Annotated in this window: 23 protein-coding genes; 8 read left to right on the top strand and 15 right to left on the bottom strand. The window is 62.9% G+C overall.

The window, feature by feature from the left end; translation table 11 throughout:
* Positions 1-3: 3 nt before the first annotated feature.
* On the bottom strand, positions 4-1,548 hold the full coding sequence (guaA, locus tag AXF13_RS09850) for a glutamine-hydrolyzing GMP synthase (RefSeq protein WP_062252976.1): 1,545 nt from the start codon (positions 1,546-1,548) through the stop codon (positions 4-6).
* Positions 1,549-1,570: 22 nt separating this feature from the next.
* A complete protein-coding gene (guaB, locus tag AXF13_RS09845) occupies positions 1,571-3,028 on the bottom strand; it encodes an IMP dehydrogenase (RefSeq protein WP_008685699.1) in 1,458 nt (485 codons plus the stop codon).
* A gap of 575 nt (positions 3,029-3,603) precedes the next feature.
* Between guaB and AXF13_RS09840 the strand changes: the two genes are divergently transcribed.
* On the top strand, positions 3,604-5,154 hold the full coding sequence (locus AXF13_RS09840) for an outer membrane homotrimeric porin (RefSeq protein WP_062252974.1): 1,551 nt from the start codon (positions 3,604-3,606) through the stop codon (positions 5,152-5,154).
* A gap of 179 nt (positions 5,155-5,333) precedes the next feature.
* Here the strand turns inward: AXF13_RS09840 and AXF13_RS09835 are convergent, their stop codons facing one another.
* On the bottom strand, positions 5,334-5,678 hold the full coding sequence (locus AXF13_RS09835; protein WP_062252972.1) for a TIGR04076 family protein: 345 nt from the start codon (positions 5,676-5,678) through the stop codon (positions 5,334-5,336).
* Positions 5,679-5,906: 228 nt separating this feature from the next.
* On the opposite strand from AXF13_RS09835, the gene ffh reads away from it, so the two are divergent.
* From ffh to mutM, 5 genes are all read left to right on the top strand, one after another.
* A complete protein-coding gene (gene ffh, locus AXF13_RS09830; RefSeq protein ID WP_062252970.1) occupies positions 5,907-7,427 on the top strand; it encodes a signal recognition particle protein in 1,521 nt (506 codons plus the stop codon).
* A 232-nt stretch (positions 7,428-7,659) separates the two neighbouring features.
* Positions 7,660-7,899 carry a 30S ribosomal protein S16 gene (gene rpsP / locus AXF13_RS09825; protein ID WP_008685694.1) on the top strand — a complete coding sequence of 80 codons (240 nt, stop codon included), beginning with the start codon at positions 7,660-7,662 and terminating at the stop codon, positions 7,897-7,899.
* 330 nt (positions 7,900-8,229) lie between these two features.
* Positions 8,230-8,460, top strand: coding sequence for a KH domain-containing protein (locus tag AXF13_RS09820; protein WP_009302016.1), 231 nt, complete (start codon positions 8,230-8,232; stop codon positions 8,458-8,460).
* Positions 8,461-8,471: 11 nt separating this feature from the next.
* Positions 8,472-9,005: a ribosome maturation factor RimM gene (gene rimM, locus AXF13_RS09815; protein ID WP_062252968.1), complete on the top strand. Its 534-nt coding sequence runs from the start codon at positions 8,472-8,474 to the stop codon at positions 9,003-9,005.
* A gap of 160 nt (positions 9,006-9,165) precedes the next feature.
* Complete coding sequence (gene mutM / locus AXF13_RS09810; RefSeq protein WP_062252967.1) at positions 9,166-10,023, top strand: bifunctional DNA-formamidopyrimidine glycosylase/DNA-(apurinic or apyrimidinic site) lyase; 858 nt, start codon at positions 9,166-9,168, stop codon at positions 10,021-10,023.
* A 6-nt stretch (positions 10,024-10,029) separates the two neighbouring features.
* On the opposite strand, the gene AXF13_RS09805 is transcribed toward mutM, so the two are convergent.
* Positions 10,030-10,683, bottom strand: a complete 654-nt coding sequence (locus tag AXF13_RS09805) for a flavodoxin family protein (RefSeq protein ID WP_062252965.1) — start codon at positions 10,681-10,683, stop codon at positions 10,030-10,032.
* A gap of 148 nt (positions 10,684-10,831) precedes the next feature.
* On the opposite strand from AXF13_RS09805, the gene AXF13_RS09800 reads away from it, so the two are divergent.
* Entirely contained in the window at positions 10,832-11,227 is a 396-nt protein-coding gene (locus AXF13_RS09800; RefSeq protein WP_062252963.1) for a winged helix-turn-helix transcriptional regulator, read from the top strand.
* A gap of 506 nt (positions 11,228-11,733) precedes the next feature.
* On the opposite strand, the gene AXF13_RS09795 is transcribed toward AXF13_RS09800, so the two are convergent.
* The 10 genes from AXF13_RS09795 to trmD all read right to left on the bottom strand — a co-directional run bounded on the left by AXF13_RS09795 (position 11,734) and on the right by trmD (position 21,764).
* Complete coding sequence (locus AXF13_RS09795; RefSeq protein WP_062252961.1) at positions 11,734-14,268, bottom strand: ComEC/Rec2 family competence protein; 2,535 nt, start codon at positions 14,266-14,268, stop codon at positions 11,734-11,736.
* A gap of 65 nt (positions 14,269-14,333) precedes the next feature.
* Positions 14,334-14,789 (bottom strand): SsrA-binding protein SmpB, encoded by a 456-nt coding sequence (gene smpB / locus AXF13_RS09790; RefSeq protein WP_009302090.1) that lies wholly within the window; start codon positions 14,787-14,789, stop codon positions 14,334-14,336.
* The gene (ptsP, locus tag AXF13_RS09785) at positions 14,786-16,555 is read right to left on the bottom strand and encodes a phosphoenolpyruvate--protein phosphotransferase (RefSeq protein ID WP_009302091.1); all 1,770 of its coding nucleotides are present in this window, start codon (positions 16,553-16,555) and stop codon (positions 14,786-14,788) included. Before ptsP ends, smpB begins: the two co-directional genes overlap by 4 nt.
* A 1-nt stretch (position 16,556) precedes the next feature.
* Positions 16,557-16,847, bottom strand: coding sequence for an HPr family phosphocarrier protein (locus tag AXF13_RS09780; RefSeq protein WP_008685685.1), 291 nt, complete (start codon positions 16,845-16,847; stop codon positions 16,557-16,559).
* Between the two features lie 213 nt (positions 16,848-17,060).
* Positions 17,061-17,810, bottom strand: a complete 750-nt coding sequence (locus AXF13_RS09775; protein WP_009302092.1) for a PTS system mannose/fructose/sorbose family transporter subunit IID — start codon at positions 17,808-17,810, stop codon at positions 17,061-17,063.
* A 118-nt stretch (positions 17,811-17,928) separates the two neighbouring features.
* Entirely contained in the window at positions 17,929-18,774 is an 846-nt protein-coding gene (rsmI, locus tag AXF13_RS09770; RefSeq protein ID WP_008685682.1) for a 16S rRNA (cytidine(1402)-2'-O)-methyltransferase, read from the bottom strand.
* Positions 18,716-19,180, bottom strand: coding sequence for a YraN family protein (locus AXF13_RS09765; protein WP_062252960.1), 465 nt, complete (start codon positions 19,178-19,180; stop codon positions 18,716-18,718). Before AXF13_RS09765 ends, rsmI begins: the two co-directional genes overlap by 59 nt.
* Positions 19,174-19,866 carry a ribonuclease HII gene (locus AXF13_RS09760; protein ID WP_083522174.1) on the bottom strand — a complete coding sequence of 231 codons (693 nt, stop codon included), beginning with the start codon at positions 19,864-19,866 and terminating at the stop codon, positions 19,174-19,176. Before AXF13_RS09760 ends, AXF13_RS09765 begins: the two co-directional genes overlap by 7 nt.
* A 180-nt stretch (positions 19,867-20,046) precedes the next feature.
* Entirely contained in the window at positions 20,047-20,394 is a 348-nt protein-coding gene (gene rplS / locus AXF13_RS09755; protein WP_008685677.1) for a 50S ribosomal protein L19, read from the bottom strand.
* 74 nt (positions 20,395-20,468) lie between these two features.
* Positions 20,469-21,764: a tRNA (guanosine(37)-N1)-methyltransferase TrmD gene (gene trmD, locus AXF13_RS09750; RefSeq protein WP_062254828.1), complete on the bottom strand. Its 1,296-nt coding sequence runs from the start codon at positions 21,762-21,764 to the stop codon at positions 20,469-20,471.
* Positions 21,765-22,040: 276 nt separating this feature from the next.
* On the opposite strand from trmD, the gene AXF13_RS09745 reads away from it, so the two are divergent.
* On the top strand, positions 22,041-22,790 hold the full coding sequence (locus AXF13_RS09745; protein WP_062252958.1) for a Fis family transcriptional regulator: 750 nt from the start codon (positions 22,041-22,043) through the stop codon (positions 22,788-22,790).
* Here the strand turns inward: AXF13_RS09745 and AXF13_RS09740 are convergent.
* A complete protein-coding gene (locus AXF13_RS09740; protein ID WP_062252956.1) occupies positions 22,771-23,502 on the bottom strand; it encodes a 4'-phosphopantetheinyl transferase superfamily protein in 732 nt (243 codons plus the stop codon). The two genes, AXF13_RS09745 and AXF13_RS09740, sit on opposite strands and share 20 nt — an antisense overlap.
* Between the last annotated feature and the right edge of the window lie 20 nt (positions 23,503-23,522).

Below are 23,522 nucleotides of genomic sequence, written 5' to 3'. Positions count from 1 at the left end.
TCCTTATTCCCACTCAATAGTGCTGGGCGGCTTGGAGGAAACATCATAAACCACGCGGTTGACGCCCTTGACCTCATTGATGATCCGGCCGGACATGCGCGCGATGAGATCCGCGGGCAGGCGGGCCCAGTCAGCGGTCATGGCGTCCACGCTGTCCACCACGCGCAGGGCGATGACGTGCTCGTAGGTGCGGCCGTCGCCCATGACGCCCACGGTCTTGAGCGGCAGCAGCACCGCGAAGCCCTGCCAGACCTTGCGGTACCAGCCGGATTCGCGCAGTTCCTCCTGCACGATCCTGTCGGCCAGGCGCAGGATGCCCAGGCGTTCCTCGGTGATTTCGCCCAGCACCCGGATTGCCAGCCCCGGACCGGGGAAGGGGTGCCGCCAGACAATGGAGTCGGGCATGCCCAGCTCCGCCGCCACTTTGCGCACTTCATCCTTGAAGAGTTCGCGCAGCGGTTCGATGAGCTTGAGCTTCATGGTATCGGGCAGGCCGCCCACATTGTGGTGGCTTTTGATCACCGCGCTGGGGCCCTTGTGCGAGACGGATTCAATGACGTCGGGGTACAGCGTGCCCTGGGCCAGAAAGTCCACCTGGGGCAGTTTTTTGGCTTCCTCATCGAAGATTTCAATAAAGGTGTGGCCGATGATCTTGCGCTTTTTCTCCGGGTCTTCCACGCCCTTGAGGCGGGAGAGGAAGAGCTCCTGAGCCTGCACGAAATCGAGATTGAGATCAAAGTGCTCACGCAGGTAATTGACCACTTCCTCGCCTTCGTTCAGGCGCAACAGGCCGTTGTCCACAAAAATGCAATGCAGGCGCTTGCCGATGGCCCGGTGCAGCAGAACCGCCACCACCGTGGAGTCGATGCCGCCGGACAGGGCGCAGACCACATGCCTGTCGCCCACCTGTTCGGCCATTTCCTTGACCACGCGCTCCACAAAGGAGGACATGGTCCAGTCCGGCGTGATATGCGCCACCTTGAACAGGAAATTTTGCAGAACGCGCTCGCCGTCCACGCTGTGGTGCACTTCGGGATGGAACTGCACGGCGTAGATTCCGCGTTTTTCGTCGGCCATGGCCGCCACGTCCAGGGTGGGCGTGCGTCCCGTCACCGCGAAGCCCGGCGGCGGGGCCAGCACCTTGTCGCCGTGGCTCATCCAGACCCTGGAGGGGCTCCGGGCGTCCAGGCCGTCCCAGAGCGCGCAGGGCGCGCTGAAGGTCAGTTCCGCCGGGCCGTATTCCCGCGTCAGGGACTGGGCCAGTTGCCCGCCCATGTTCTGAGCCAGAAGCTGCATGCCGTAGCAGATGCCCAGCACCGGCACGCCCAGTTCCAGAAAGCCGGGGTCCAGGGCCGGGGCGTCGGCTTCGCCCACGCTGGCCGGTCCGCCGGAAAGAATCAGGGCCGAGGGATGCATTTCCGCCACCTGCGCGGCGGTGGTCACACAGGAATGGATTTCGGAATAGACCCCGGCCTCGCGCACGCGGCGGGCAATGAGCTGGGTGACCTGGGAGCCGTAGTCGATGATAATGACTTTGCTGTGCGGCATGTTCCATCCTCGCCCTTGCGGGCTAGTTCTCGATGCGGTAGTTGGGCGCTTCCTTGGTGATGACCACGTCGTGCACATGGCTTTCGCGCAGACCGGCGGCGGAAATCTCGCAGAAGGTGGTATTCTGGAAAAGGTCGTCCAGAGTCTTGGCTCCCACATAGCCCATGCCCGAACGCAGGCCGCCCATGAGCTGGTACACGGCATCCATGACCGGGCCCCGGTAGGGCACGCGGCCCACAATGCCTTCGGGCACCAGCTTTTTGGTCTTTTCCTGGAAGTAACGGTCCGAGCTGCCTTCCTTCATGGCGTCGATGGAGCCCATGCCGCGATAAATTTTGTAGGTACGGCCCTGGTAGAGAATGGTTTCGCCCGGGCTTTCCTCGGTACCGGCGAAGAGGGAGCCGATCATCACCGAGTGCGCGCCCACCACCAGGGCCTTGACGATGTCGCCGGAGAACTTGATGCCGCCGTCGGCCACGCAGCAGCGGTCCATTTCGCGCGCGGCGCGGCTGCCGTCCGTGACCGCCGTGACCTGGGGCACGCCCACGCCCGCCACGATGCGGGTGGTGCAGATGGAGCCGGGCCCGATGCCCACTTTCACGCTGTCGGCCCCGGCTTCCAGAATGGCGCGCGCGCCTTCATAGGTGGCCACGTTGCCCGCGATGAGCTGGCAGTTGGGGAAGCTCGACTTGACCTGGCGGATGGCGTTGAGCACGTTGACCGAATGGCCGTGGGCCGAGTCCAGCACCAGCACGTCGGCCCCGGCTTCCAGCAGCTGTTCCGCCCTGGCTTCGGAATCCTTGCCGATGCCGATGGCCGCGCCCACGCGCAGGCGGCCGTTGGCGTCCTTGCAGGCGTTGGGATATTTCTGGACCTTGTCGATGTCCTTCATGGTGATGAGGCCGCGCAGGCGTTTGTTTTCATCCACCACCAGCAGTTTTTCGATGCGGTGCTCGTGCAGATGGCGCTTGGCCTCGGCCAGGGAGGTGCCCATGGGCACGGTGATCAGCTTGTCGCTGGTCATCACGTCGGCCACGCGCACGGCCTGGGCGTCTTCCACAAAGCGCACGTCGCGGTTGGTCAGGATGCCCACCAGGCGTTCGCCATCCACCACCGGCAGGCCCGAAACGCGGAAGTCGGACATCAGATCCAGGGCTTCCTGCACGGAATTGCGCGGTGAAATGGTCACCGGGTCCAGGATCATGCCGCTTTCACTCTTTTTCACCCGTTCCACTTCCAGGCGCTGGCGATCCACGGGCATATTCTTGTGGATGATGCCGATGCCGCCCATGCGGGCCATGGAAATTGCCATGGCCGATTCCGTCACGGTGTCCATGGCGGCGGAGAGCAGGGGGATGCGCAGGGGGATGGAGGGCGTGAGCCAGGTAGTGATGTCAACGGCGTCGGGGGTTACTTCGGAATAGCCGGGAATCAGCAGAATGTCGTCAAAGGTCAGCGCCTTGCCGCGATTGGTGAACATGACTTCCTCGTAATGGGCTAAAATAATTGCATAAACTTTAGCAAATTATCTTATCCGCTTGCGGGACCTCTGTCAATGAGGGCCGCGCTTCAGCCTTGAGCGGTCGGGGTGCCCCGCGCCCGTGCGTCCAACCGGCGGGCTGAATTTTTTCTTGCCTTTTGTCGAGGTCTGGTATAAAAATTTTTACAGAAAAATGGATACAATCATGAATATAGCTATGTGGCAGCTTTTTTTCTCCCGCGGCATCTGCCTGCACGTCGTGCCCGGCGTCTTGAGCCGTGCCGCTTTTGCGTCTGAAGCTGTCCGTTCTTTCGTCTGTTCGGCTGCTCTCTCTCTCTCTCTCTCTCTCTCTCTCTCTCTAAATTAGCATTAAGTTCCAGCCGTTGCGGCGGCCGGCACGATATTTGGCCCGAAAACGCGTCCTGTGCGGCGCGTTTTCGGGCTTTTTGCGTTTTTCGGCGGTGTACCGGCGCGCCGGAAGGCAAGGCAAAATTTTTCTCCCGCGCGTGGGGCGCGGAGAATCTCCGGGCTGGCCCGGTAACTGTAGGTAATTGTAACAGGAAGGAAGGCGGAAGATGAAAAAGGTTCTGACATTGCTGTTGACGGCGGGCATGCTGCTGGGCGCGGCCGCGGGCGCGTCGGCCATCGACTTCAAGGCCAAGGGGCAGTGGCTGATGGGCTTCGGCGTGGGCGACAACAACCTCATCAGCCATACGCGGAATTTGGCTGGAAAAACGAAAGTCAACAACAATGATACGTTCGGCGCGCGTCAGCGTATCCGCTTGCAATTGGATGCGGTGGCCTCTGAAGCCCTGTCCGGTACGGTCCAGTTCCAGATCGGCAATCAGAAATGGGGCAACGCAGAAACCGGTGGGGCTCTCGGGGCGGACAGTCCTAATCAGATCGGGGTCCGTCAGGCCTATATTGACTGGATGGTGCCCCAGACCGATCTCAAGGTGCGCATGGGCCTGCATGAGGTCATTCTGCCCAACAAGGCCGGCGGTACCGCAGTTATGGATGCTCCGGTGGCGGGCGTGGTGGCCTCCTACCAGTTCAATGAGACTGTTGGCCTGACCGCGCTCTGGATGCGCCCCTTCAACGACAATTACGTGGGCGTCACCAATCACGGCGATGACAAGAGCAACTACCTTGACAACATGGACCTTTTTGGCCTGATGGCCCCGGTGACGCTGGACGGTTTTGAAATCACCCCCTGGGCCATGTTCGGCATGAAGGGTAAGAATACCACAAAATTCGCAGACTATTCGAAAGGCTTTGCCGACGGCAATCCTTATTACACCCTGTCGCCCTATCCGGGCCTCAATGGTTATCCGGGCAGCCTCGGCGACACCAGCAAGGCCTATGGTTCCATGTTCTGGGCCGGCCTGCCTTTTGCTATCACCGCCTGGGATCCGCTGAACATCGAAGTGGACATCAATTATGGCTATGTGGAAGGCATGGGCCGTTACGACGCATGGAAGGGCGGTTATGGCGGCGTGCCCATGACCAGCAAACGCGGCAGCACCGAGCGCCAGGGCTGGCTGGCCAAGGCTCTGGTGGAATACAAGATGGACTGGGGCGTGCCCGGCATCTTCGGCTGGTATGGTTCGGGCGACGACGGCAACCCCAAAAACGGTTCCGAGCGCATGCCGTCCATTGCCCCCTACGGCAACTTCACCTCCATGTTGGGCGACGGCGGCCCTTATTCCTGGGGTGGAGCTTCCGCCTTTAACGACCTCGGCGCGCTGAGCTATGCGGGTACCTGGGGCTTGGGTCTGCAGATCCGGGACATGAGCTTTGTGGACGACCTCAAGCACACTTTCCGCGTAGCCTACTGGGGCGGCACCAACAGCACCTCCGCAGTCAAATACATGAGCAATGCCTATTCCTGGAATCGTGGTTCCGGAAAGTATGACGGCCCGTATCTGACCACCAACGACGGTCTGCTGGAATTCAACCTAGTCAACGAATACAAGATGTACGAAAACTTCAATGTTTACCTTGATCTGGGCTACGTTGCCAACTTCATGGACAACGACACCTGGAAGAAGGCCGGCCGGCGCGACACCAGCTTTGAAAAGCAGGATATGTGGAAGGCGCAACTGGTCTTCGGCTACAGCTTCTAAGCCTCGTTTCGTCCGGCAACGGACAACAAATTCGGGGAGGGGCGTGTGGCCCCTCCCCGGCAGCCGGCATCCCATCAGAGGGGTGGTCCCTTTGAGCCGGCGGCCCCGCCCGCGCCCGTCTGGTTCCTTCCTCTTGGACGCGCGCGGGGTTTTTACCGCTTCAGCGCTGTTGGCGAGCCTTACCGCACCGGCGTGTACTCAATGGTCGAAACCTCGTCCGTGGCTTCCAGCTTGAAGATGACGGGGCGCAGGCCGTCGTTGCAGCTACAGATGGCCACGCCCGGCGTTTTGATCCAGTCGCCGTAATAAAAGACGCCCTTGCCCGCGCCGTGGGCCAAAGCGAAGGCATACTGATAGACGGCTTTCCAGGCTTCGTCGCAGAAGCCTTCCGGCTTGGCGTAGTCGGCGTAAAAGACCTGTCCTTCCCTGTGCATGGGACAGGCGTCCAGGCCTTCCGCCCCGTATTGGGCGGCAAGCTCCGCGTCAAAGGTGGTTTTCAGAACCGTGATTTTTACCTTGTTCATATTGTCTCCAGGCACCGAACGGGTGCAAGCGTTGGGGGGCGGAACTGCATATGGATTTGCCTGAAACCTAAGACGCCGCCCCGGAGGCTGTCAACGTTACGCCCCCTGACTTGACGACGCGTCGCAAACAGCCTATGAATCTCCACTTCGCCCGCGTGTCGCGGCGCGAAAACAGACGCTTTGTGGCTGCCGGCCTCTACAGGGCACGGCGGCGGATGCGGGGTCTTCATGTTCGAGAGCCTTTCCGACAGACTTTCCGGCGTATTCCGCTCTTTCGGCGGGCGCGGCCAGCTCACCGAGGAAAACATGCAGGCCGGTCTGCGCGAAGTGCGGCTGGCGCTCCTGGAAGCGGACGTCAACTTCAAGGTCGTCAAAGACTTTGTGGAAAGCGTGCGCGAAAAGTGCCTGGGGCAGGAAACGCTCAAAGGCGTGAGCCCGGCCCAGCAGGTGGTTAAAATCGTCAATGACGAACTGGTTTCTCTGCTGGGCGGCGAAACCACGGGGCTCAACCTGCAGGGCCGCGAACCGGCGGTGATCATGCTGGTGGGCCTTCAGGGCTCGGGCAAGACCACCTCGGCGGGCAAGATAGCCAATCTGCTGCGCAGGCAGAAAATGCGGCCCTATCTGGTCCCCGCGGACGTCTACCGCCCGGCGGCCATCGACCAGCTCACGGTGCTGGCCAAGCAGCTCGACATGCCCTGCTTTCCCTCCACCACGGAGATGAAGCCCGTGGACATCGCCACGGCGGCCCTGGTTCAGGCCCGTGAGGAGCAGGCCACTGTGCTGCTGCTGGACACGGCCGGCCGCCTCCATGTGGACGAACCCCTGATGGAAGAGCTTTCGGCCATCAAGGCGGCTGTGCAGCCGCAGGAAATCTTGTTCGTGGCCGACGCCATGACCGGCCAGGACGCCGTGACCGTGGCCGAGGCTTTCAATGAGCGCCTGGGTCTGACCGGCGTTGTGCTGACCAAGATGGACGGCGACGCGCGCGGCGGCGCGGCCCTGTCCATCCGTTCGGTGACCGGCGCGCCCGTGAAATTCGTGGGCGTGGGCGAAAAACTGTCGGAGATGGAGGTCTTCCACCCCGACCGCATCGCCGGGCGCATTCTGGGCATGGGCGACGTGCTCACCCTGGTGGAAAAGGCCCAGTCCACTATTGACGCCGAAGAGGCCGAGGCCCTGGCCCGCAAGATGCAGAAGGCCAGCTTCGACCTGGAAGATTTCCGTACCCAGATGCGCCGCCTAAAAAAATTGGGTTCGCTGGACAGCATTCTGAAAATGATTCCGGGCTTGGGCGGCCTGCGCGAAAAGCTGGCTGAGGCCAACGGCGCGGTGCCGGAAAAGGAGATGGCGCGCACCGAGGCCATCATCAATTCCATGACCATGCGGGAACGCCGCAATCCGGATATCCTCAACGGCAGTCGCCGGGCGCGCATCGCCAAGGGCGCGGGCGTGACCGTGGCCCAGGTCAATCAGATGGTGCGCCAGTTTGAGCAGATGCGCCAGATGATGAAAGGCATGATGGGCGGCAAGGGCGCTAAGGGAGGCCGTCCGGCCATGCCGAAAATGCCGCGCGGCATGCCGCCGGGCATGATGCCCCCCGGCATGGGCATGCCCGGTATGGGCGGATTTCCGGGCATGGGTGGAATGGACGGCATGGCTCTGCCGGGCGGACGGCCCGGAGGGGCGAAATCCGCCGCTGCCAAGAAGCGGAAAAAGAAAGAGCGCCAGAAGCGCAAAAAGAAATAGGGAAACGTTGCTTAATGGGCTTTTTGCCTTTTGCCTGCGTCAGGCTCACCCCGCGCGAAGCTTATGTTGTCTTGGTACACTGCGTTCCGCCCGGCATCGGCCTTCCTCGGTAAAAAATAAAAATCCTCATTAAACAACGCTTCGCAGGGCCTTATGCGGCCTTGGAAATCGCGTTTCCCTCTTGCCCTTTTACGGGCGCGACGCTAACATAAAACCAAAGGGAGTTGGACTCATGGCTGTGAAGTTGAAATTGACCCGTCTCGGCAGCAAAAAGCACCCCTTCTACCGGGTGGTGGCCGCCAATGACGAGACCCGTCGTGACGGGCGTCCGCTGCAATTGCTGGGTTACTACAACCCGATGACCAATCCGGCGGAAGTGAAACTTGACGCGGATAAAATTAAGGAATGGCTCGCGCGCGGCGCCGAACCCACGGACACCGTGCGGGCGCTGATCAAAGCGCATCTGTCCTAAATCTTACGCTTGCGATGCTTGCTTGCGGCGGATCGAACCCGCCGGGAAGCATCTCGCGGCAAGGATTTGCCTGCAACTCCTTGCGGGCGGTTCAGCTTTGAAAAAGTTGAATTGCTCCAGAGCAGATCAACATTGAAATGCTCTATAAAACCCTTGTGGAAAGGCGGGGAACCGCCTGCCGCAAGTGTTATGCTGTTGCGGGACCAGCCCGGAGGACAGTGCGGCACGGGAAAGACGGACGGATAGCTGCCGATTGCTCCGAAGGTTGCGCGTTATTTAATCCTTGCCCGCGCTGCCCGCGGGCAGCAAGGTATCTTTGGGAGGTACGCGATGAAGGCTCTGATCGAATATATTGCCAAGTCTCTGGTGGATCATCCCGAAGAAGTGCAGGTCAGCGAAGTGGAAGGCGAGCAGACGTCGGTGCTGGAGCTCAAGGTTTCCAAGGAAGACTTGGGCAAGGTCATCGGCAAGCAGGGGCGCACGGCCCGCGCCATGCGCACTATTTTGAGCGCGGCATCCACCAAGTCGAAGAAACGTACGGTTCTGGAAATTCTGGAGTAGCTTCGGCTTCCATGGCGGATATGCTGATTCATATGGGCACGCTGGCGCGGCCCCACGGTATTAAAGGGGAGATCTGCATCGACTGGCATGCGGACTCCCCCTTGCTTTTGGACGCGCCGCTCTGGCTTCAGGCCGGGGATGAGCCGCCCCGGCTCGTCCGTGCCCTGTCCTGCCGCCGGCACAAGGGCCGCCCTATGCTTCTTCTGGAAGGCGTGACGGACCGTACGGCGGCTGAAGCCCTGCGCGGACAGAAAATTCTGGTGTCGCGCGGCAGCCTGCCTCCGCCGGACGAGGATGAGGCCTATCTGGAAGATCTGCTGGGCTGCGAGGTGCTCTTGCCCGATGGCCGCCGTCTGGGACGCCTCGACCATGTGGAATATCCGGCGGACCAGGAAATCTGGGCTATCGTCACGGAACAAGACCAGGAAATTCTTTTTCCGGCCCAGCCCTGTTTTATTGTTGGTTTTGACCTGGACGCCCGCACCGTGACCATTGATCCGCCCGAAGGTTTGTTGGAAATTTACCTCGGAAGCGCCACGGAATGATTTTTTGCCCTCTTCGTTGCTGCCGGCCTTGCGGCATTCAAGATTTTTTGTTCGCTGGCAAGGAAGCAAGTGGTCCGGCGCGGGCGCATAGTATGCCTATGTAACCAAGCCGGACCGTGCGGCCTGACGCCGCCAGCGGCAAAAAGGGTTGAATGCCGTTATGCCTGAACTGCCCGAAGTGGAAACAGTAGCCCGCACCCTGCGCCCCCAGGTACAGGAGTGCCTGATTGAGGGGGCGGAAGTTCTGCGGTCCGGCAGCCTGCATCCCTTGAGCCTGCCCTTGGCCACTTTGGCGGGCCGTCGTATCGCGGACGTGGGCCGCAGGGGCAAACTGCTGCTGGTGCATCTGGCCCCGCCGGAGAGCGGGCGCACTCCGGAAGAGACCGCCCCGGATCTGCTGGCCGTGCATTTGCGTATGACAGGCCGTCTGATGGTGTACGCGCCGGGCACGCCGCCCGGTTCCCATACCCGTTGTGTCTTTGATCTGCGCACTCCGGACGGCGACCGGCGCCGCCTCTTTTTCGACGACACGCGGGCTTTCGGCCTGGTGCTGGCCGCCACGCCGGAGATTTTGCAGGCCTGGGATTTCTGGCGGGAGCTGGGACCCGAGCCGCTGGAGATCGGCGAGCGGGAGTTCGCGGCCCTGCTGCGAAGCCGGGGCGCGGCGCTCAAGGCTGTGTTGCTGGACCAGAAGGTCATTGCGGGCATCGGCAACATCTACGCCGACGAATCCCTCTTTCAGGCGGGCCTGGACCCGCGCCGCAAGGCTTCCAGCTTGAGCCCGGCTCAGAGCCGTTGCCTGCTGGCGGCCCTCAAGGACGTGCTGCGCCGCTCCATCGCCCAGTGCGGCAGCTCCATCCGTGATTACCGCGACGCCAACGGCGACGTGGGCGCATTTCAGAACAGTTTCGCGGTCTATGGCCGGGGCGGCGCGGCCTGCGTCCGTTGCGGCCGCCCGCTGCAAAAGATCCGCGTGGCGGGCCGCGCCACCGTCTGTTGTCCGCACTGCCAGAAGTAAATCCGGTCAGCCCCGCGCCAGATCACGGCCCAGCTCAAAAGCCTTTTGGCAGTCCAGAGGGAACTGTGTTTCCCTTTGGAGCGCCTTTTCCTGTTCGGAAAAGCATTCCACCATATACTTGCTGTAGTCGCTGAACTGATAGGTGTCGTTGATGTAGAGCACGGCGGGCCTGGAGAAACTTCGTTCAATAAAGAATTCCGTGCTCCCCAGCTTTTCCGGGTAGTGCTGCTCCAGCATAACCTCGCGCGTCACATTCATGGTGTAGATGCAGGCCGTGGCCGGTTTTTTGAGAGCCAGTGAGGAATAGTCGCGGTCATAGGCAATGCAGGGAAACAGCAGGCGTTCCAGAAAAGAGCGCATCATGCCGGTTATATTGTGAAAATAGACGGGGGAACCGAAAATGATCCCGTCCGCCTCACGGCATTTTTCCAGCACCGGCGTCAGGCCGTCGCGCACGGCGCAACGGCCATAGTGCTTCCCTCCCTTGCGTTTGCATTGAAAACAACTCACGCAACCCGTATAACTATAGTCGTAAAGGTGGATCATTTCCGTCCGGACGTTTTCTGCGGCCGCCGAAGCCGCGCCGTCCAGGGCGCTTTGCAGTATGGTGGCGGTATTCCATTTTTTTCTGGGGCTGCCGTTGACGGCGTAGATGCGCATGTCTTTCTCCTTACGCGTTGTGGTTGTGCGGGCTTCTGTGCCTGAATATCCTGAAGCGGACGGGAAAAAGCAAGTACGCAGTTTTTTCTTACTTGGTTGCAACTGCTGCTTGCCAACAGCAAGACGGCAGCAGAGGCGGAGGGATTGTATGGGGGAACCCGAAAACGTCGGTTACGACATAACGTTGCCCGCAGCCAATATTTATGAAGTGCGGTGCCCTATTCTGCGCGCCCTGGAAGTCATCGGCGGCAAGTGGAAATTGCCGTTGCTCTGGCATCTGGCCGATGGGGCCGTGCGTTTCAATGCCCTGCATCGCGAGGTGAGAGGCATCACCCATATGATGTTGAGCAAATGTCTCAAGGAACTGGAGGGGGACGGCCTGCTGCGCCGGAGCGAGTGCGGCGGTAAAGTCCGACATGTGGAGTATGCCTTGACCGAGCGGGGCAGGCGATTGCTTCCGGCCCTGCGGGAGTTGTACCGCTGGGGAGAAGAGCAATTGTCACAGGACGGCGGCGGGCGGACGGGAGATGCCGGGCAATCCTAAAGTATTTTGAGTGGTACATGCTTTAGGGCCTGTTAACGCTATGCCTTTTTGCCCTCCTGCCGCGTCAGATTTCACCTGCTTTTTCGGTCGAGTACCAGAAGAGTACACTCCCTCAAAGCAGGTTTATCTTCCTTGCAGGCGAACAAAAATTCTATAGTGTTAACAGACCCTAGAGCAAGTTCACTTTGAAATTGCTCTGGCGGCTGCATATGCAGACGCCCGCCACGAGCATCAGCCGTTGGCGGCGATGCCGTCTTACGGATGACGACAGCAGAGATAGGCGTAAGCGCAATTTATTGGCGCGGTTGCCTCGTCCGTTAGCGAGTCTTCGAGCTTTACGGGCGAGGACAGCAGAGCTAAGCGCCGGAGACCGACCCGAAGGGCGGCCCGCTGGGCCATGGCCGTAGGCACGCGAAGCGCGCCGTACGGACATCGAGAGCAGGGCGAGCGGCTTAAAAATTTTGAGAATGTCAATTCTCAAAGGTAATCTGTTCTAGACCTCAGGCTCAACCCCCAGGGCGGACGGCGCGTACGCGCATCGGCCCGGTCCACGGCCAGCTGACGCGGATCTGCCCGGATTCGCCGGTATGAAGCAGGGGAATGCCGTGCCGTGCCAGCCAGGCCCGCAGGCGCGAGCCCGGATAGTTGTAACGATTCTGAAAACCACAGGAAGCCAGCACCAGTTCCGGTTGCACGGCCTTGTAAAAGGCGGCCAGAAAACTGCGGTCCGAACCGTGGTGCGGGGCCAGCAGCACCTGGGCGCGCAGATCCCGGCCCGAGGCAAGCAGACGGCGCAGGCTGCGACGCTCGGCGTCGCCGGTGAACAGGGCCAGCCCTTGGCCGTGACGGGTCAGGCGCAGAATCAGGGATGCCTCGTTGCCGGTCCAGGCGGTGGCCTCCTTTTCGTCGGCGGCACGCGGCGGGTGCAGCACTTCCAGACGCAGGCCCAGAGCCGGATCGCCCACAATCAGCACATCTCCTTCCGCCAGAATGCGGCCCGCCAGGCTTTGCCGCAGTTCCCGCCACATGGGCCCGTGCTGCCCGGCGGCCTCGCGCCCGTTATGGAACAGGGCCGCCACCTGAAAATCTTCCAGCAGATAAAAAAGACCGCCCAGATGGTCCAGGTCCGGATGGCTGCTGACGACGGCGCTCAACCGGGGCGCGTCGTTGTATGCCAGCACCGGCCCCACCAGGGCTTTGCCGGGGTCAAAGCGGGGCGAGGCGCTGCCGCCGCCGTCCAGAAGCAGGCGCAGATGGCCCGGAGCGCGCAAGGCCAGGGCCTGCCCCTGGCCCACATCCAGCACGTCCAGCCGGGTGTCGCCGGAAAAGCGGCCTTCCAGGCGCAGCAATGGCCCCACGCAGAGCAGGGCCAGACCTGCCAGCAGCAGGCGGCGGGCCGCCTCTTTCCCTGAGGGTGATGCTTTGCCCCGTCCGGCCAGGCAGGCCAGAGCCGCCAGCAGGGCGGCAAAAGCGGGCAGGGCCGTCCAGTGCGGCCGCAGCAGGACGGGATTGTGCAGCAGGCCCAGGGCATTGAGGCCCGCCAGCCCGTCTGTCAGCCACTGGCAGGGCAGGGCGGCCAGATCCAGAACCAGCCGCGCGGTCCCGTCCAGGCCCGCGCCCGCCAGAAGCAGGCCCAGAGCCGCACCGGGCAGCACCACAAGACCGGCCACGGGCAGCCAGAGCACATTGAGCGGGAACCAGAAGCCCGCATTGCCGAACAGCAGGAGGTTCAGCGGCAGCAACGCTATCTGGATCAGCAGGGAAATCAGCAGAATGCGCGCAAGCCAGCGGCCGAGCCCGTGTATGGCCCGACGCCGGGGGGATTCGGCTTTATGCGCGGACGGCGGCAGTACGCGGCGCAGCCAGGGCAGGGCAAGGCCGATGACCGCCACGCACAGGGCCGAGAGCTGCAGGCCCGTGTCCAGTATGCTCAGCGGCGCGACCAGGCAGATACAGAGCAGGGCGGCGCAGAGCACGTCGAGGGTGGTGCGCGCCCGGCCCCGCGCCAGCCAGAAGGCCAGGATGAAAAGCATGCACACGGCCCGCAGCAGGGAGGCCGGAGCGTTGCCCAGCCAGAGATAGGCCAGGGCGGGCGGACAGGCCGCGGCCACGGCCAGGACCACGCGCGGCTGCCGGAGATACAGGGACGGACGAAGGCGGACGGCGGCCAGCACGCAGAGCAGGCCCAGCAGCCCGGCCACGGCCAGATGCTGGCCGGAAAGCGCCAGACTGTGCGCCAGGGTGGCGGCGGCGAAATTGTCCAGGGTGTTTTGCGTCAGATATCGGCGGTCCCCGAACAGCAGAGCCGGCAGGATGGCCTTGCCCTGCGGCAGTTCCGGGGTCGCGGCATCCGCCGTCAGGATTTTTGCCTGATGTTCCGTCTGTCCCTCAGGCAGGAGCGCGCTTAAAAACGCATGTCGCAGTTCCTCGCGCCAGCGGGCCGCCGGCGTGCCCCGGCCGGAGGCTTTTGGTTCGCCGCGTTCACCCCGGCTCCAGAGCCGCCAATATACGTTTCGCGCGGCCCACCATATTTCCCGGTCGGCGAGGCCCACGTCGGCAAAGCCATGCATGGGACGCGGGCGGCGGTTCAGACAGATTTCCTGTCCGGCCAGGGGGCGGAAAAGGGGGGCTTCCCAGGTCCAGGCCACAAGGCCCGGCAGAACAGCGGTGGTGGAACTTCCGGCGGGGTGGACCCGCTCCAGCAACAGGCGCAGACGTTGATCCGGCAGGTCCTGTACGTCCCGCACCCGGCCGCAGAACCGCGCCGGGGCTTTGTCCGCATCCGCCGCCAGCCGGACGGGAGCCGCGTCGGCTGCCGGGTCCGGCGGCGCAAGCTGCCAGCGGGCCACGGCCAGACCGCCCAGAACCAGAGTCACAGCCAGGGTCAGCCGGGCACCGCGCCAAAGGCGTTTGTCCGCCAGGGCCAGCAGCAGGGCGCAACACAGGGCGGGCAAGGGCCAGACCGCCGCCGCCACGCCCGCGATCCAGAAGCCGAGATAGACTTGCCAGAGCAGTGGCGCTTGCAGGGGCGGGTGGCGCATGGCGCTCCTCGGCCTTTCGCGGGTGGATTACGTCTTGTTGAAACAGCGGGCGTTGAGGGCTGAGCCTAGGCCAGTTCGCGGGCCAGATCCCGTTCCTCCGCACGCCGTTTGAGCGTATCACGATGGTCGTGCAACTTCTTGCCCCGGCCCAGGGCGATTTCCAGCTTGACCTTGCCGCGTTTGAGATAGACGCGCACCGGCACCACGGTCAGGCCCTTCTGGGCCACCAGGCCCGCCAGCTTGGCGATCTCACGGGCGTGCAGCAGCAGGCGGCGCGGCCGGTCCGGCTCCTGCGGGGCGTAGCCGGCGTTGGCGTAGGGGGCCACATGCAAAGAGAGCAGCCATGCTTCGCCGCGTTTGAATTCAACATAGCTGTCGATGAAGTTTACCTTACCGGCGCGGATGCTTTTGACTTCCGGGCCGGTCAGAGCGATGCCGGCCTCCAGAAACTCGGAAAGTTCGTAGAGATGACGGGCCTTTTTGTTGACGGCAATGGTGGAAGGCGGTGTTTTCTGGCTCATGGCTGACTGTGGCTCGAAAGGCTTGTGGTGTGGAAGGCCAGCTCCGGTCCCAGAGACTGGTGGAGCTTTTCACGCACCATACGCTTGGAGGCCATGACGTCGGTGCTCATCAGAACGCTGTGGGCCAGCTCCACGCAGGTTTCGGCATTGAGCTGGCGGATCATATGTTTCATACCCGGCACAAAACGCGGCGCTGCGGACACCGCATCCACGCCCATGCCCAGCAACAGGGCCAGGCCGCAGGGGTCCGAGGCCAGTTCACCGCAGACCGAAACGCCGATGCCCTCGCGGTGGGCCGCGTCTATGACCCGCTTGAGCGAGCGCACTACCGCCGGGTGCAGGGGCTCGTGCAGATAGCTCACATGGCGGTTGTTGCGGTCAATGGCCATCAGGTAGTGGATCAGATCGTTGGTGCCGATGCTGAAAAAATCGCATTCCCGGGCCAGGGCGTCGCAGACCAGCACCGCCGCCGGGGTTTCCACCATGATGCCCAGAGGCAGGTCCGGCGCGTGGGCCAGGTTCTGGGCCTGCAATTCCTGGCGCAGTTCCTGCAAAATGCGGCGCACGCCCTGCACTTCGGCCAGGCCGGAAATCATGGGCAGCAGCAAAGCCACGTTGCCTGTCACCCCGGCCCGCAGCAGGGCCCGCAACTGGGTGCGGAAAATGCCCTGATGCCGCAGGCAGAAGCGGATGCCCCGCAGGCCCAGAGCCGGATTGGGTTCCTTGAGGGCCGCCTGGGAACGCAACATCTTGTCCGCGCCCGCGTCCAGCGTGCGGAAGACCACCCGGCTCGGCGCGGCTTTGGCCGTCACGGCGGCGTATTCTTTGAACAATTCCTCTTCCGTGGGCAGATCGCCCCTGAGATAGGCGAATTCCGTGCGGTACAGGCCCACGCCGTCGGCTCCGCACTCGGCCAGGGAATCCAACTCTTCCGGACTTTCCAGGTTGGCCTGCACATCCACGCGCACGCCGTCGCACATCTCGGCGGGCCAGTGGGCCGTGAGCCGGGTATGGCTTTCCCAGGCCGTGTATTCGTCACGGCGGGCCGTGTAGAGGGCCAGATCCCCCTCGTCGGGACCAAAGAGCACGCAGCCGCCCAGGCCGTCCACAATAATCCTGTCGTCCTCATGCGCCGTGTCCAGCAGGCCGGTCACGCCGACCAGGGCCGGAATGTGCAGGCCGCGCGACAGGATGGCCGTGTGCGAGGTGGGCCCCCCCTCGGCGGTCAGAATGCCCAGCACGCCGTTCAGATCAAGTTCCATGACGTCGGCGGGCGAGAGATCCTCTGCGGCCAGCAGGCTGGGGCCGTTGCCGCCGCGCCGGGGCTTCGCGCCCGCCAGACATTCGCGCAGGCGCAGACCCACGGCCCGGATGTCCTGGGCGCGGTCGCGCAGATAGGGATCGTCCATGCCCCGGAACAGGGTGCAGAGCTCTTCCACCGTATGGTCCAGCGCCCAGGAGGCGCAGATCTGCTTGTGCTCGATGCGCGCCAGAGCGGCGTCCAGCAGCTTGGGGTCGCGGGCCAGTTCCATCTGGGCCGCGATGACGTCCCGGTATTCGGCCAGCTCCTCGGGCACGCCGCGCATGGTCGTTTCCAGAGCGGCGCGCACGCTGGCCGCGGCACTGCGCAGGGCTTCCTGCTCTGTTGCGATTTCGTCCGGGCCGATGCGGCGCTTGTCGCTCGGGCGCGTGTCATGCATGAAGCGGATGGAGCCGATGGCTATGCCCGGGGAAACCGGGGTGCCGAATAAAACCGCGCGGGCCATGTCATTCCTGCAGGGTGGTTAAAAAACGGGCCAGGCCGTGAAGCGCTTCACGGGCGTCGTCGCCTTTGGCCAGGAGGATCAGTTCCGCATTGGCCGGCGGCGCCAGAGAAAGGATGTCCAGCATGCTTTTGGCGTCAACCTCGCCCGTTTCGCCGATGAGCTGGATGTCGGCCGCGTAACGCTGGGCTTCCTGGGCCAGGCGGGCGGCGGGCCGGGCGTGCAGGCCGCCGCGCAGATTGAGCGTGAGCCGCAGGGCGAGCCCGCGCGGGGTTTCTTCGATGACGTCTTCCATGCGTATACCTTGGAGCAGGGGTGTTCTGAAATCGGGGATAATTTCAAAACATACGCTGCCCGCAATCTGCGGCGGATATGCGCTCCCGCCTTGCTTTGCGTCAGTTTTCGCTGCCGCCGGAGCTTTTCAACAGTGTTAAGACTGAAAAGCTCCTGTCTCCCGTCGTTTCGACGAAAAGGGGCGCAAGCCCGTTTTCTTTCGGGCGGGATCATCTTACATGCTGATGAGCCCCTCGTCCATGAGAATGAGCGCGCCCAGAACGAGCGCCCAGAGCAGGATGCGCGGCAGGCGCATCCGCCCCACCAGCCAGGCCGCGCCCAGTATGGCGGCCGTGCCCGATCCGTAATGCAGCCAGGGAAAGGGGGCCTTGTGGGGGAGTGGGAGTTGCCAGACCACCAGGGCCACCACGACCGCATTGAGCATTTTGAGACGGTCCACCCAGTTAATGAGGTTCAGGCGCTTGAGCCGCGCCAGTACGGACATGCCGTGGCGCAGTCCGGCGAAAAAGGCCAGAATCCGGAAGAGCAGCAACAACGCCAGAAACAGCGCTGCCAGGGCGGCAGTAAGCCCGATCTGACCGGCCAGCAGCAGGCAGACGCTGACCAGCGCCCAGAGCGGCAACAGGGTGCCGCTGAAAAAAGAATCCCCCAGGGCGGAGAGGGTGGTCGCCAGGGTTTCGCGCACCACGCCCACGGCGCCTTCCGGCAGGGAACCACGGGCGATCTGCTCTTCCAGGGCAAGCACGATGCCCACATAAAGCGGGACCATGAAGACGTGGGTATTGCTGTGCCCGCCGTAACGGGCAAAGGCGCGGGCCCTGGCCGAGCTTTCCGGATAGAGCCGGTTGAAAGCCGGAGCCAGCACAAAGGCAAGGCCGATCTGCTGCATGCCTCTGGCGGTGACGGCCGCGTTGATGCAGCAGGTACGCGCAAGGCAATTGAGGACAACACGTCGGGGAAGCATGGCATCCCTCAGCTTCAATGTTGGTCTGCTTCAGGGCCTTTTACCATTGAAATCGTCGCCGCCATGCGCAAGGCTTTTCATCGCCTGACGGATTTTTCAGTGCTTCCCCGGAGCAATTTCACTGTGAAATTGCTCTGGCGGACGGGATCAGGGCGTACAATTCCTTGCCGTTCCAGCCGCGCACGGCGCTCTGAACCCGGCGGGCCACGTCACGGGCCTTGCCGCCACGTGCCAGCTCCGCGCGCAGCAGGCTTTCCACTTCCTCGCGCGGCGTGCGTTCCGTCACTTCGGGCGGGCCGATGATAACCGTGATCTCGCCCAGCAGTTCATCAGGCAGATCCATACTATTTTCCAGACGATTGAGTATAAATTCCTCATGAGTTTTGGTCAATTCACGGCAGACGGCCAGATCTCGCGGGCCCAGGATGCGGGCCGCCGTAGCCAGGCTTTCCTTGAGGCGGTCCTTGCGTTCGAAAAAGATCAACGAGCCGGGCACCTGGGCGTAGGCCGTGAGCAGGGCTTCGCGCCCGGCCGTATCGCGGGGCAGAAAACCCAGAAAAGTGTGGGGCAGGGGCGCGATACCGGCCGCGGACAGGGCGGCGGCCGGGGCGGAGGGCCCCGGCACCGGGGAAACCGGCAGACCTTCCTTGCGGCAGGCCCGCACCAGGCGGTAGCCGGGGTCGGCCAGCAGGGGGGTGCCCGCGTCGGAAATCAGGGCCAGATCGCGGCCTTCGCGCAGCAGGCGCAGCACTTCTTCCTGGCGCTCGGCCTCGTTGTGGTCGTAAAAACTCAGGAAGCGGCGGCCCTGAATGCCGCAGAGACGGCAGAGCTGGGCCGCCCGGCGGGTATCCTCGGCCAGGATCAGGTCCGCGTTTTCCAGAATTTCGCGGGCCCTGGGCGACAGGTCACCAGGGTTGCCAAGAGGCGTGGCTACTATCCAGAGACGGGGTGAAGTCAAAGGCATGGCGGTAATGCTCCGCGCTGAAGGTGTCGCCGTGGCGCAACAGGCAGACCACGTCAAAGCGGCAGGGTGCTTGCCAGGCGTCGTGCGCCGCCAGCCAGGCCTGCGCCGCGCGCGTGAGGACACGCTGTTTGGCCGGGGTCACGGCCGCTGCCGGGCCGCCGCGCTCGTCCGACCGCCGGGTTTTGACCTCCACAAAGACCAGAACGCCGCTTTCGCGGCAGACCATATCCAACTCCAGGCGGCCCTGCCGCCAGTTGCGGTCCAGCAGCTCAAAGCCCGCGCGCCGCAAAAGCGCGACCGCAACCTTTTCGCCGTCCCGTCCCAGGCGGATGTGGTCCGGCGCGTCCTTGCCCGGCGCGGGAGGCGTTCTCGGGCCGGTTTGCCGGGAAAAAAGCCATTTCAGCACAAGCTGCCCTGCAGCGGAGCGGCGGCCTGGGGCAACACTCCCCGGAACGTCAGGCGGTGCTGCGGGCAGGGGCCCAGACGGCGTAAGGCCGCATAGTGGGCCTTTGTGCCGTAGCCCTTGTGCTCCTCCAGGCCGTAGCCGGGCCAGCGGCGGCCCAGATGCAGCATGAGCCGGTCACGAAAGGTTTTAGCCAGGATGGAGGCGGCGGAAATGACGTCTTCGCTCTTGTCCCCGCCCACAACGGCTTGCTGAAGCGGCGGCGGGGCAGTGTGCCCGGTGCGCCAGAACAGAGTCAGCACCGCGTCGGGCAGAACCTTGTTGCCGTCGATGAGCAGGCGGCCGGGCGTAAGGCGAAGCACGCCCACGGCCCGGCTCATGGCCTCGAAGGTGGCCTGCAGAATATTGATGCGCTCGATGCGCCGGGGCCAGACCACGCCCAGCCCCCAGGCCAGAGCGCATTCCCTGATGCGCGGGGCCAGGATATCGCGCGCTTTGGCGCTCAACGCCTTTGAATCCGTAAGGCCGGGCAGCTCGTAAACAACGGGAAGGATGACGGCGGCGGCCACCACCGGCCCGGCCAGACAGCCGCGTCCGGCTTCGTCGATACCGGCCACGGGTCCGGACCGGCGGCCGAAAGGAATGTCTTCCGGGCCAAACAGGCCAGCCTGCGCGGCGTCTCCTTTCACGGCTGCCTCAATTTCGATGGTTGCGGTAGGGGCCATAGACAAAAAACCACGCTTTAGCCGACAGAATGGACGAAAATCCATTCTGTCGGCTAAAGCGAGCGTTTACGCTGTCGCCATCAGCCCGTGCATCGGCACCGGGCTGATGCGACGCCGCCGACGGCAAAAAGGCGCGAATTCCGATCAGAAGCGGCCGCGCGGCTTGATACGGGCCGCCTTGCCCTTGAGGGCGCGCAGATAGTAGAGGCGGCTGCGGCGCACGCGGCCCTGGCTGACCAGTTCCACATGGTCGATGAAGGGCGAGTTGATCGGGAAGATGCGTTCCACGCCCACGCCGTCGGAAACCTTGCGCACCGTGAAGCTGGCGTTGGTGGTGCCGCGCTTGATGCGGATCACGTTGCCCTGGAAGATCTGGATGCGCTCTTTTTCGCCTTCCACAATGCGCAGGTGCACTTTGACCGTGTCGCCGGAGCGGAACGCGGGCATATCCATGCGCATGTTTTCCTGTTCGATTTTCCTGATGATGTCCATCGTGAACTCCTTGCAAACCCGCGGGCGGATTGTTGCGTCGTTGCGAAGCGGCCCGCTGTGTGCGGCCCGTGGTTTCAGCAGTAGTCGCCTAAAATTCTGTCGGCCAGGATGGCGGCCGCGCTGCGCACCGAAAGATGATTGTAACCCAAAAAACGCAGAGGCCTCAATTGGCCGTCGCAGCGTTCCAGCACTTCCGGGGCCAGCCCCTGGGCCGTACCCAGGCAGAGCAACACCGGCCCTTCCCGGCACCAATCGCGTACCCGGCCGGGCGTCAGCGGCACGGGCGCGCGCTTATGCACGGGCCAGACGGCGGAACTGGCCACCAGTCTGGGGGGCGCGCCGGCATGCTCGCGCAATTGCGCCACAGCCGCGTCCAGCGAAACCGCCGGGCGCACCAGCTCCAAGGCTCGCGCCCTGTCCGGATTGCCCCGGCCGCCGGGACCTCGGGTCCAGTGCCGCAAAATATCCTCAAGCACCCGCAACTGATCCTCCAGCGGCGTGACCGCATAGAAGGGCCCCATGGCATAGCTGCGGGAAATTCGGGCTATATCGTGAATGTCCAGGTTTGTCAAAGAGGAAGCGCCGGAATTTTTTTCTCCGAGCAGGACCGGATAGTGCATGAGGCAGAAGGAAAGGTTGCGGCCGGGCCTTTCGCGCGGCTGGTCGGCCAGGACTCGGGCGTCCTCGCGGTCCAGGGGGGCGTCGTCCAGCATATCCGGGCGCGCCGCCAGGGTGGCGGCCAGAGAGGCCGCGCGCCGCCAGGCCGCGATGCGGGCATGGTCCCCGCTGAGCAGCACCTCGGGCACGGGCAGGCCCTCCAGCGTCTCGGGCCGGGTATAATGCGGATATTCCAGCAGGCCGTGGGAAAAACTCTCTTCCTCGCCGGACTCTTCCTTGCCCATGAAACCCGGCATCAGCCGGGCCACGGATTCGACGACGGCCAGGGCCGCCGTTTCTCCTCCGTTGAGCACGGCTTCACCCACACTCACCGGTTCCAGGGGGAAAAGTTCCAGCAGGCGGGCGTCCAGTCCCTCATAGCGGCCGCAGACCAGGGTGAGATCTTCTTCCAGGGCCAGTTCGCGCGCCAGAGCCTGGTTGAACGGGCGGCCGCACGGCGTCATGAGCAGCATCCGGCCGGGGCGTTCGATGGAACGCAGGGCCCGGGCCACGGGTTCGCCCTGCATGACCATGCCCGGGCCGCCGCCATAGGGTCTGTCGTCCACATGGCGGTGCTTATCAGTGCTGAAGGCGCGCGGGTCGTGAAAGCTGAACGTCACCACGCCGGTTTCACGGGCGCGGCCCATGAGGGCGGTGCTCAGAGGCGAATCAAAAAATTCGGGAAAGAGCGAAACCAGATGAAAGCGCGGCATGGCGGGCAGAGTGCCGCAAAAGGGCGCGGCTGGCAAGGCATGTTGACCGGATTGAGGCGTGCCGTAATACCTTGTGATAGCACGATTGTATAAATCGTATGATTTACGTTATTATGTAATATTCTTTATTTTTAGTAAAAAATTATTTTATATAATAACATGATCCGATATTTCGAGTGGGTTGACAAATGTAATTCTTCATATCATATAATCAGACAAATTGTTCTGAGGTAAAAGAACTCTGGTCACCAATCATTACCTGTGAGAGTTGGATAAATGATAAGCGATAAAAGTGTCTACCTTCGTGAGCTGCTTTATGTTTCCTATAGAGAAATGCCTTTACAGGGTGTATTAAAAACTATTTTTGATTTTCTTTCTGTTCATATGCCTGTTTCCTATTTTGGCATTTATAACTTTTTTTCAGGCGTGATAACAAGAATTGCGATATATCCGCAATATGAAAACCAATTTCTATCACCTGAGACTTTTCAAATTCCGGATGAACTTCTGAAGGCGGCCTATCAGGACACTGACAACTACGGAACCTGGAAATGCTGCCGGAGCTGCCAAACGAAGGGAGAACGCCCCTATGCCAAAATAGCAAAGATGCTCCATCCCATGGGCGGGACAAATATTTATATGCCGCTCGATTTTTGGATTAATTGTACTCAATTCCGATTCATCAGCGTGCACTGTACGAGCGAATGCTCCTATTCGCAGGATCAGGTGGATCTTTGCGAAGAGATCAGGGAGCCGTTGAGCGCCGCATTGAGGGAAATCCTTGACCGGGAGAAGGAAGCGCGCCCCCGCATGCACGGCGCGTTCCCCAGGCGGGATGAAAGCCAGGGCCAGGCGCAGGCCTTTCACAGCCTGGACGAACATATCGCGCAGTATATCCGCCAGGTCATCCAGTACACCAACGGGCGTATCAGCGGCAAAAACGGCGCGGCGTCCATCCTGGGGCTGCCGTCCACCACACTGTGGTCCAAAATGCGCAAACTCAAGATCAACAGCGGCCGTTTGTGATCTGTCCGGCGGTCAGCCAGCGCAGGCTGACCGCCGGAACGGGATATTCGGCGTCCCGTGCCAGGCAGAGCCAGTGGCCGGGGCAGGCCAGAACCCGCCAACGCAGATTTTGGCCGCGGAAACGCAGCAGGCCCGCGCGTCCTCCGTGCCGGCCGCTGCAAATCAGGGCCGGGTCATGGCTGAGCCCCATTCCCATCGCCTTGAGCACGGCTTCTTTAACGGCCCAGCGTCGCAACGCGTCGCGGGCCGTTTTTTTTGTCTCCCCGTCCGTAAAGGCACGCGCCGCCGGGGGCGGGCTGTCCAGCGCTTCGGCGTCCAGCCCCAGGCCCGGATGGCATCCGGGCGCATCCCGCCGGGCATCCTGTTCACAGGGGCCGCCCGGCCCGCGCTCCAAAGCGCAGAAGGCGGCCCGGCCGCTGTGGCTGAAGCTCACACGCCAGCCGGAGAGCAGCGGGCGGCCCGCCATATCTCTTTCCAGGCACAAATTCGGACGTAACGCGCCCACGCTCTGAAGGCCGCGCAGCAGCAGCAGGCGCGCCAGCAGGCGGGAGGCGCGCGCGGCCAGCGCGGGGCCGTCCGGGGCAAAGCGCCGGATATGGGCCATCTGTTCCGGCGCAAGCCGGGGAACCAGCGCCGTTTCCCAACGCAGGCACAGGCCGCGCAGCCCGGCAGGGGGCAAGCCGGGCAAAGCCGCGCCCAGAATCAGAACCAAGGCCTTCGGCACACCTGGCG

It is taken from the genome of Desulfovibrio fairfieldensis, from assembly GCF_001553605.1.
Taxonomy (GTDB): domain Bacteria; phylum Desulfobacterota; class Desulfovibrionia; order Desulfovibrionales; family Desulfovibrionaceae; genus Desulfovibrio; species Desulfovibrio fairfieldensis.
The sequence above is the reverse complement of the archived record's forward strand: the minus strand, read 5'-3'. Positions and strand labels throughout refer to the sequence as shown.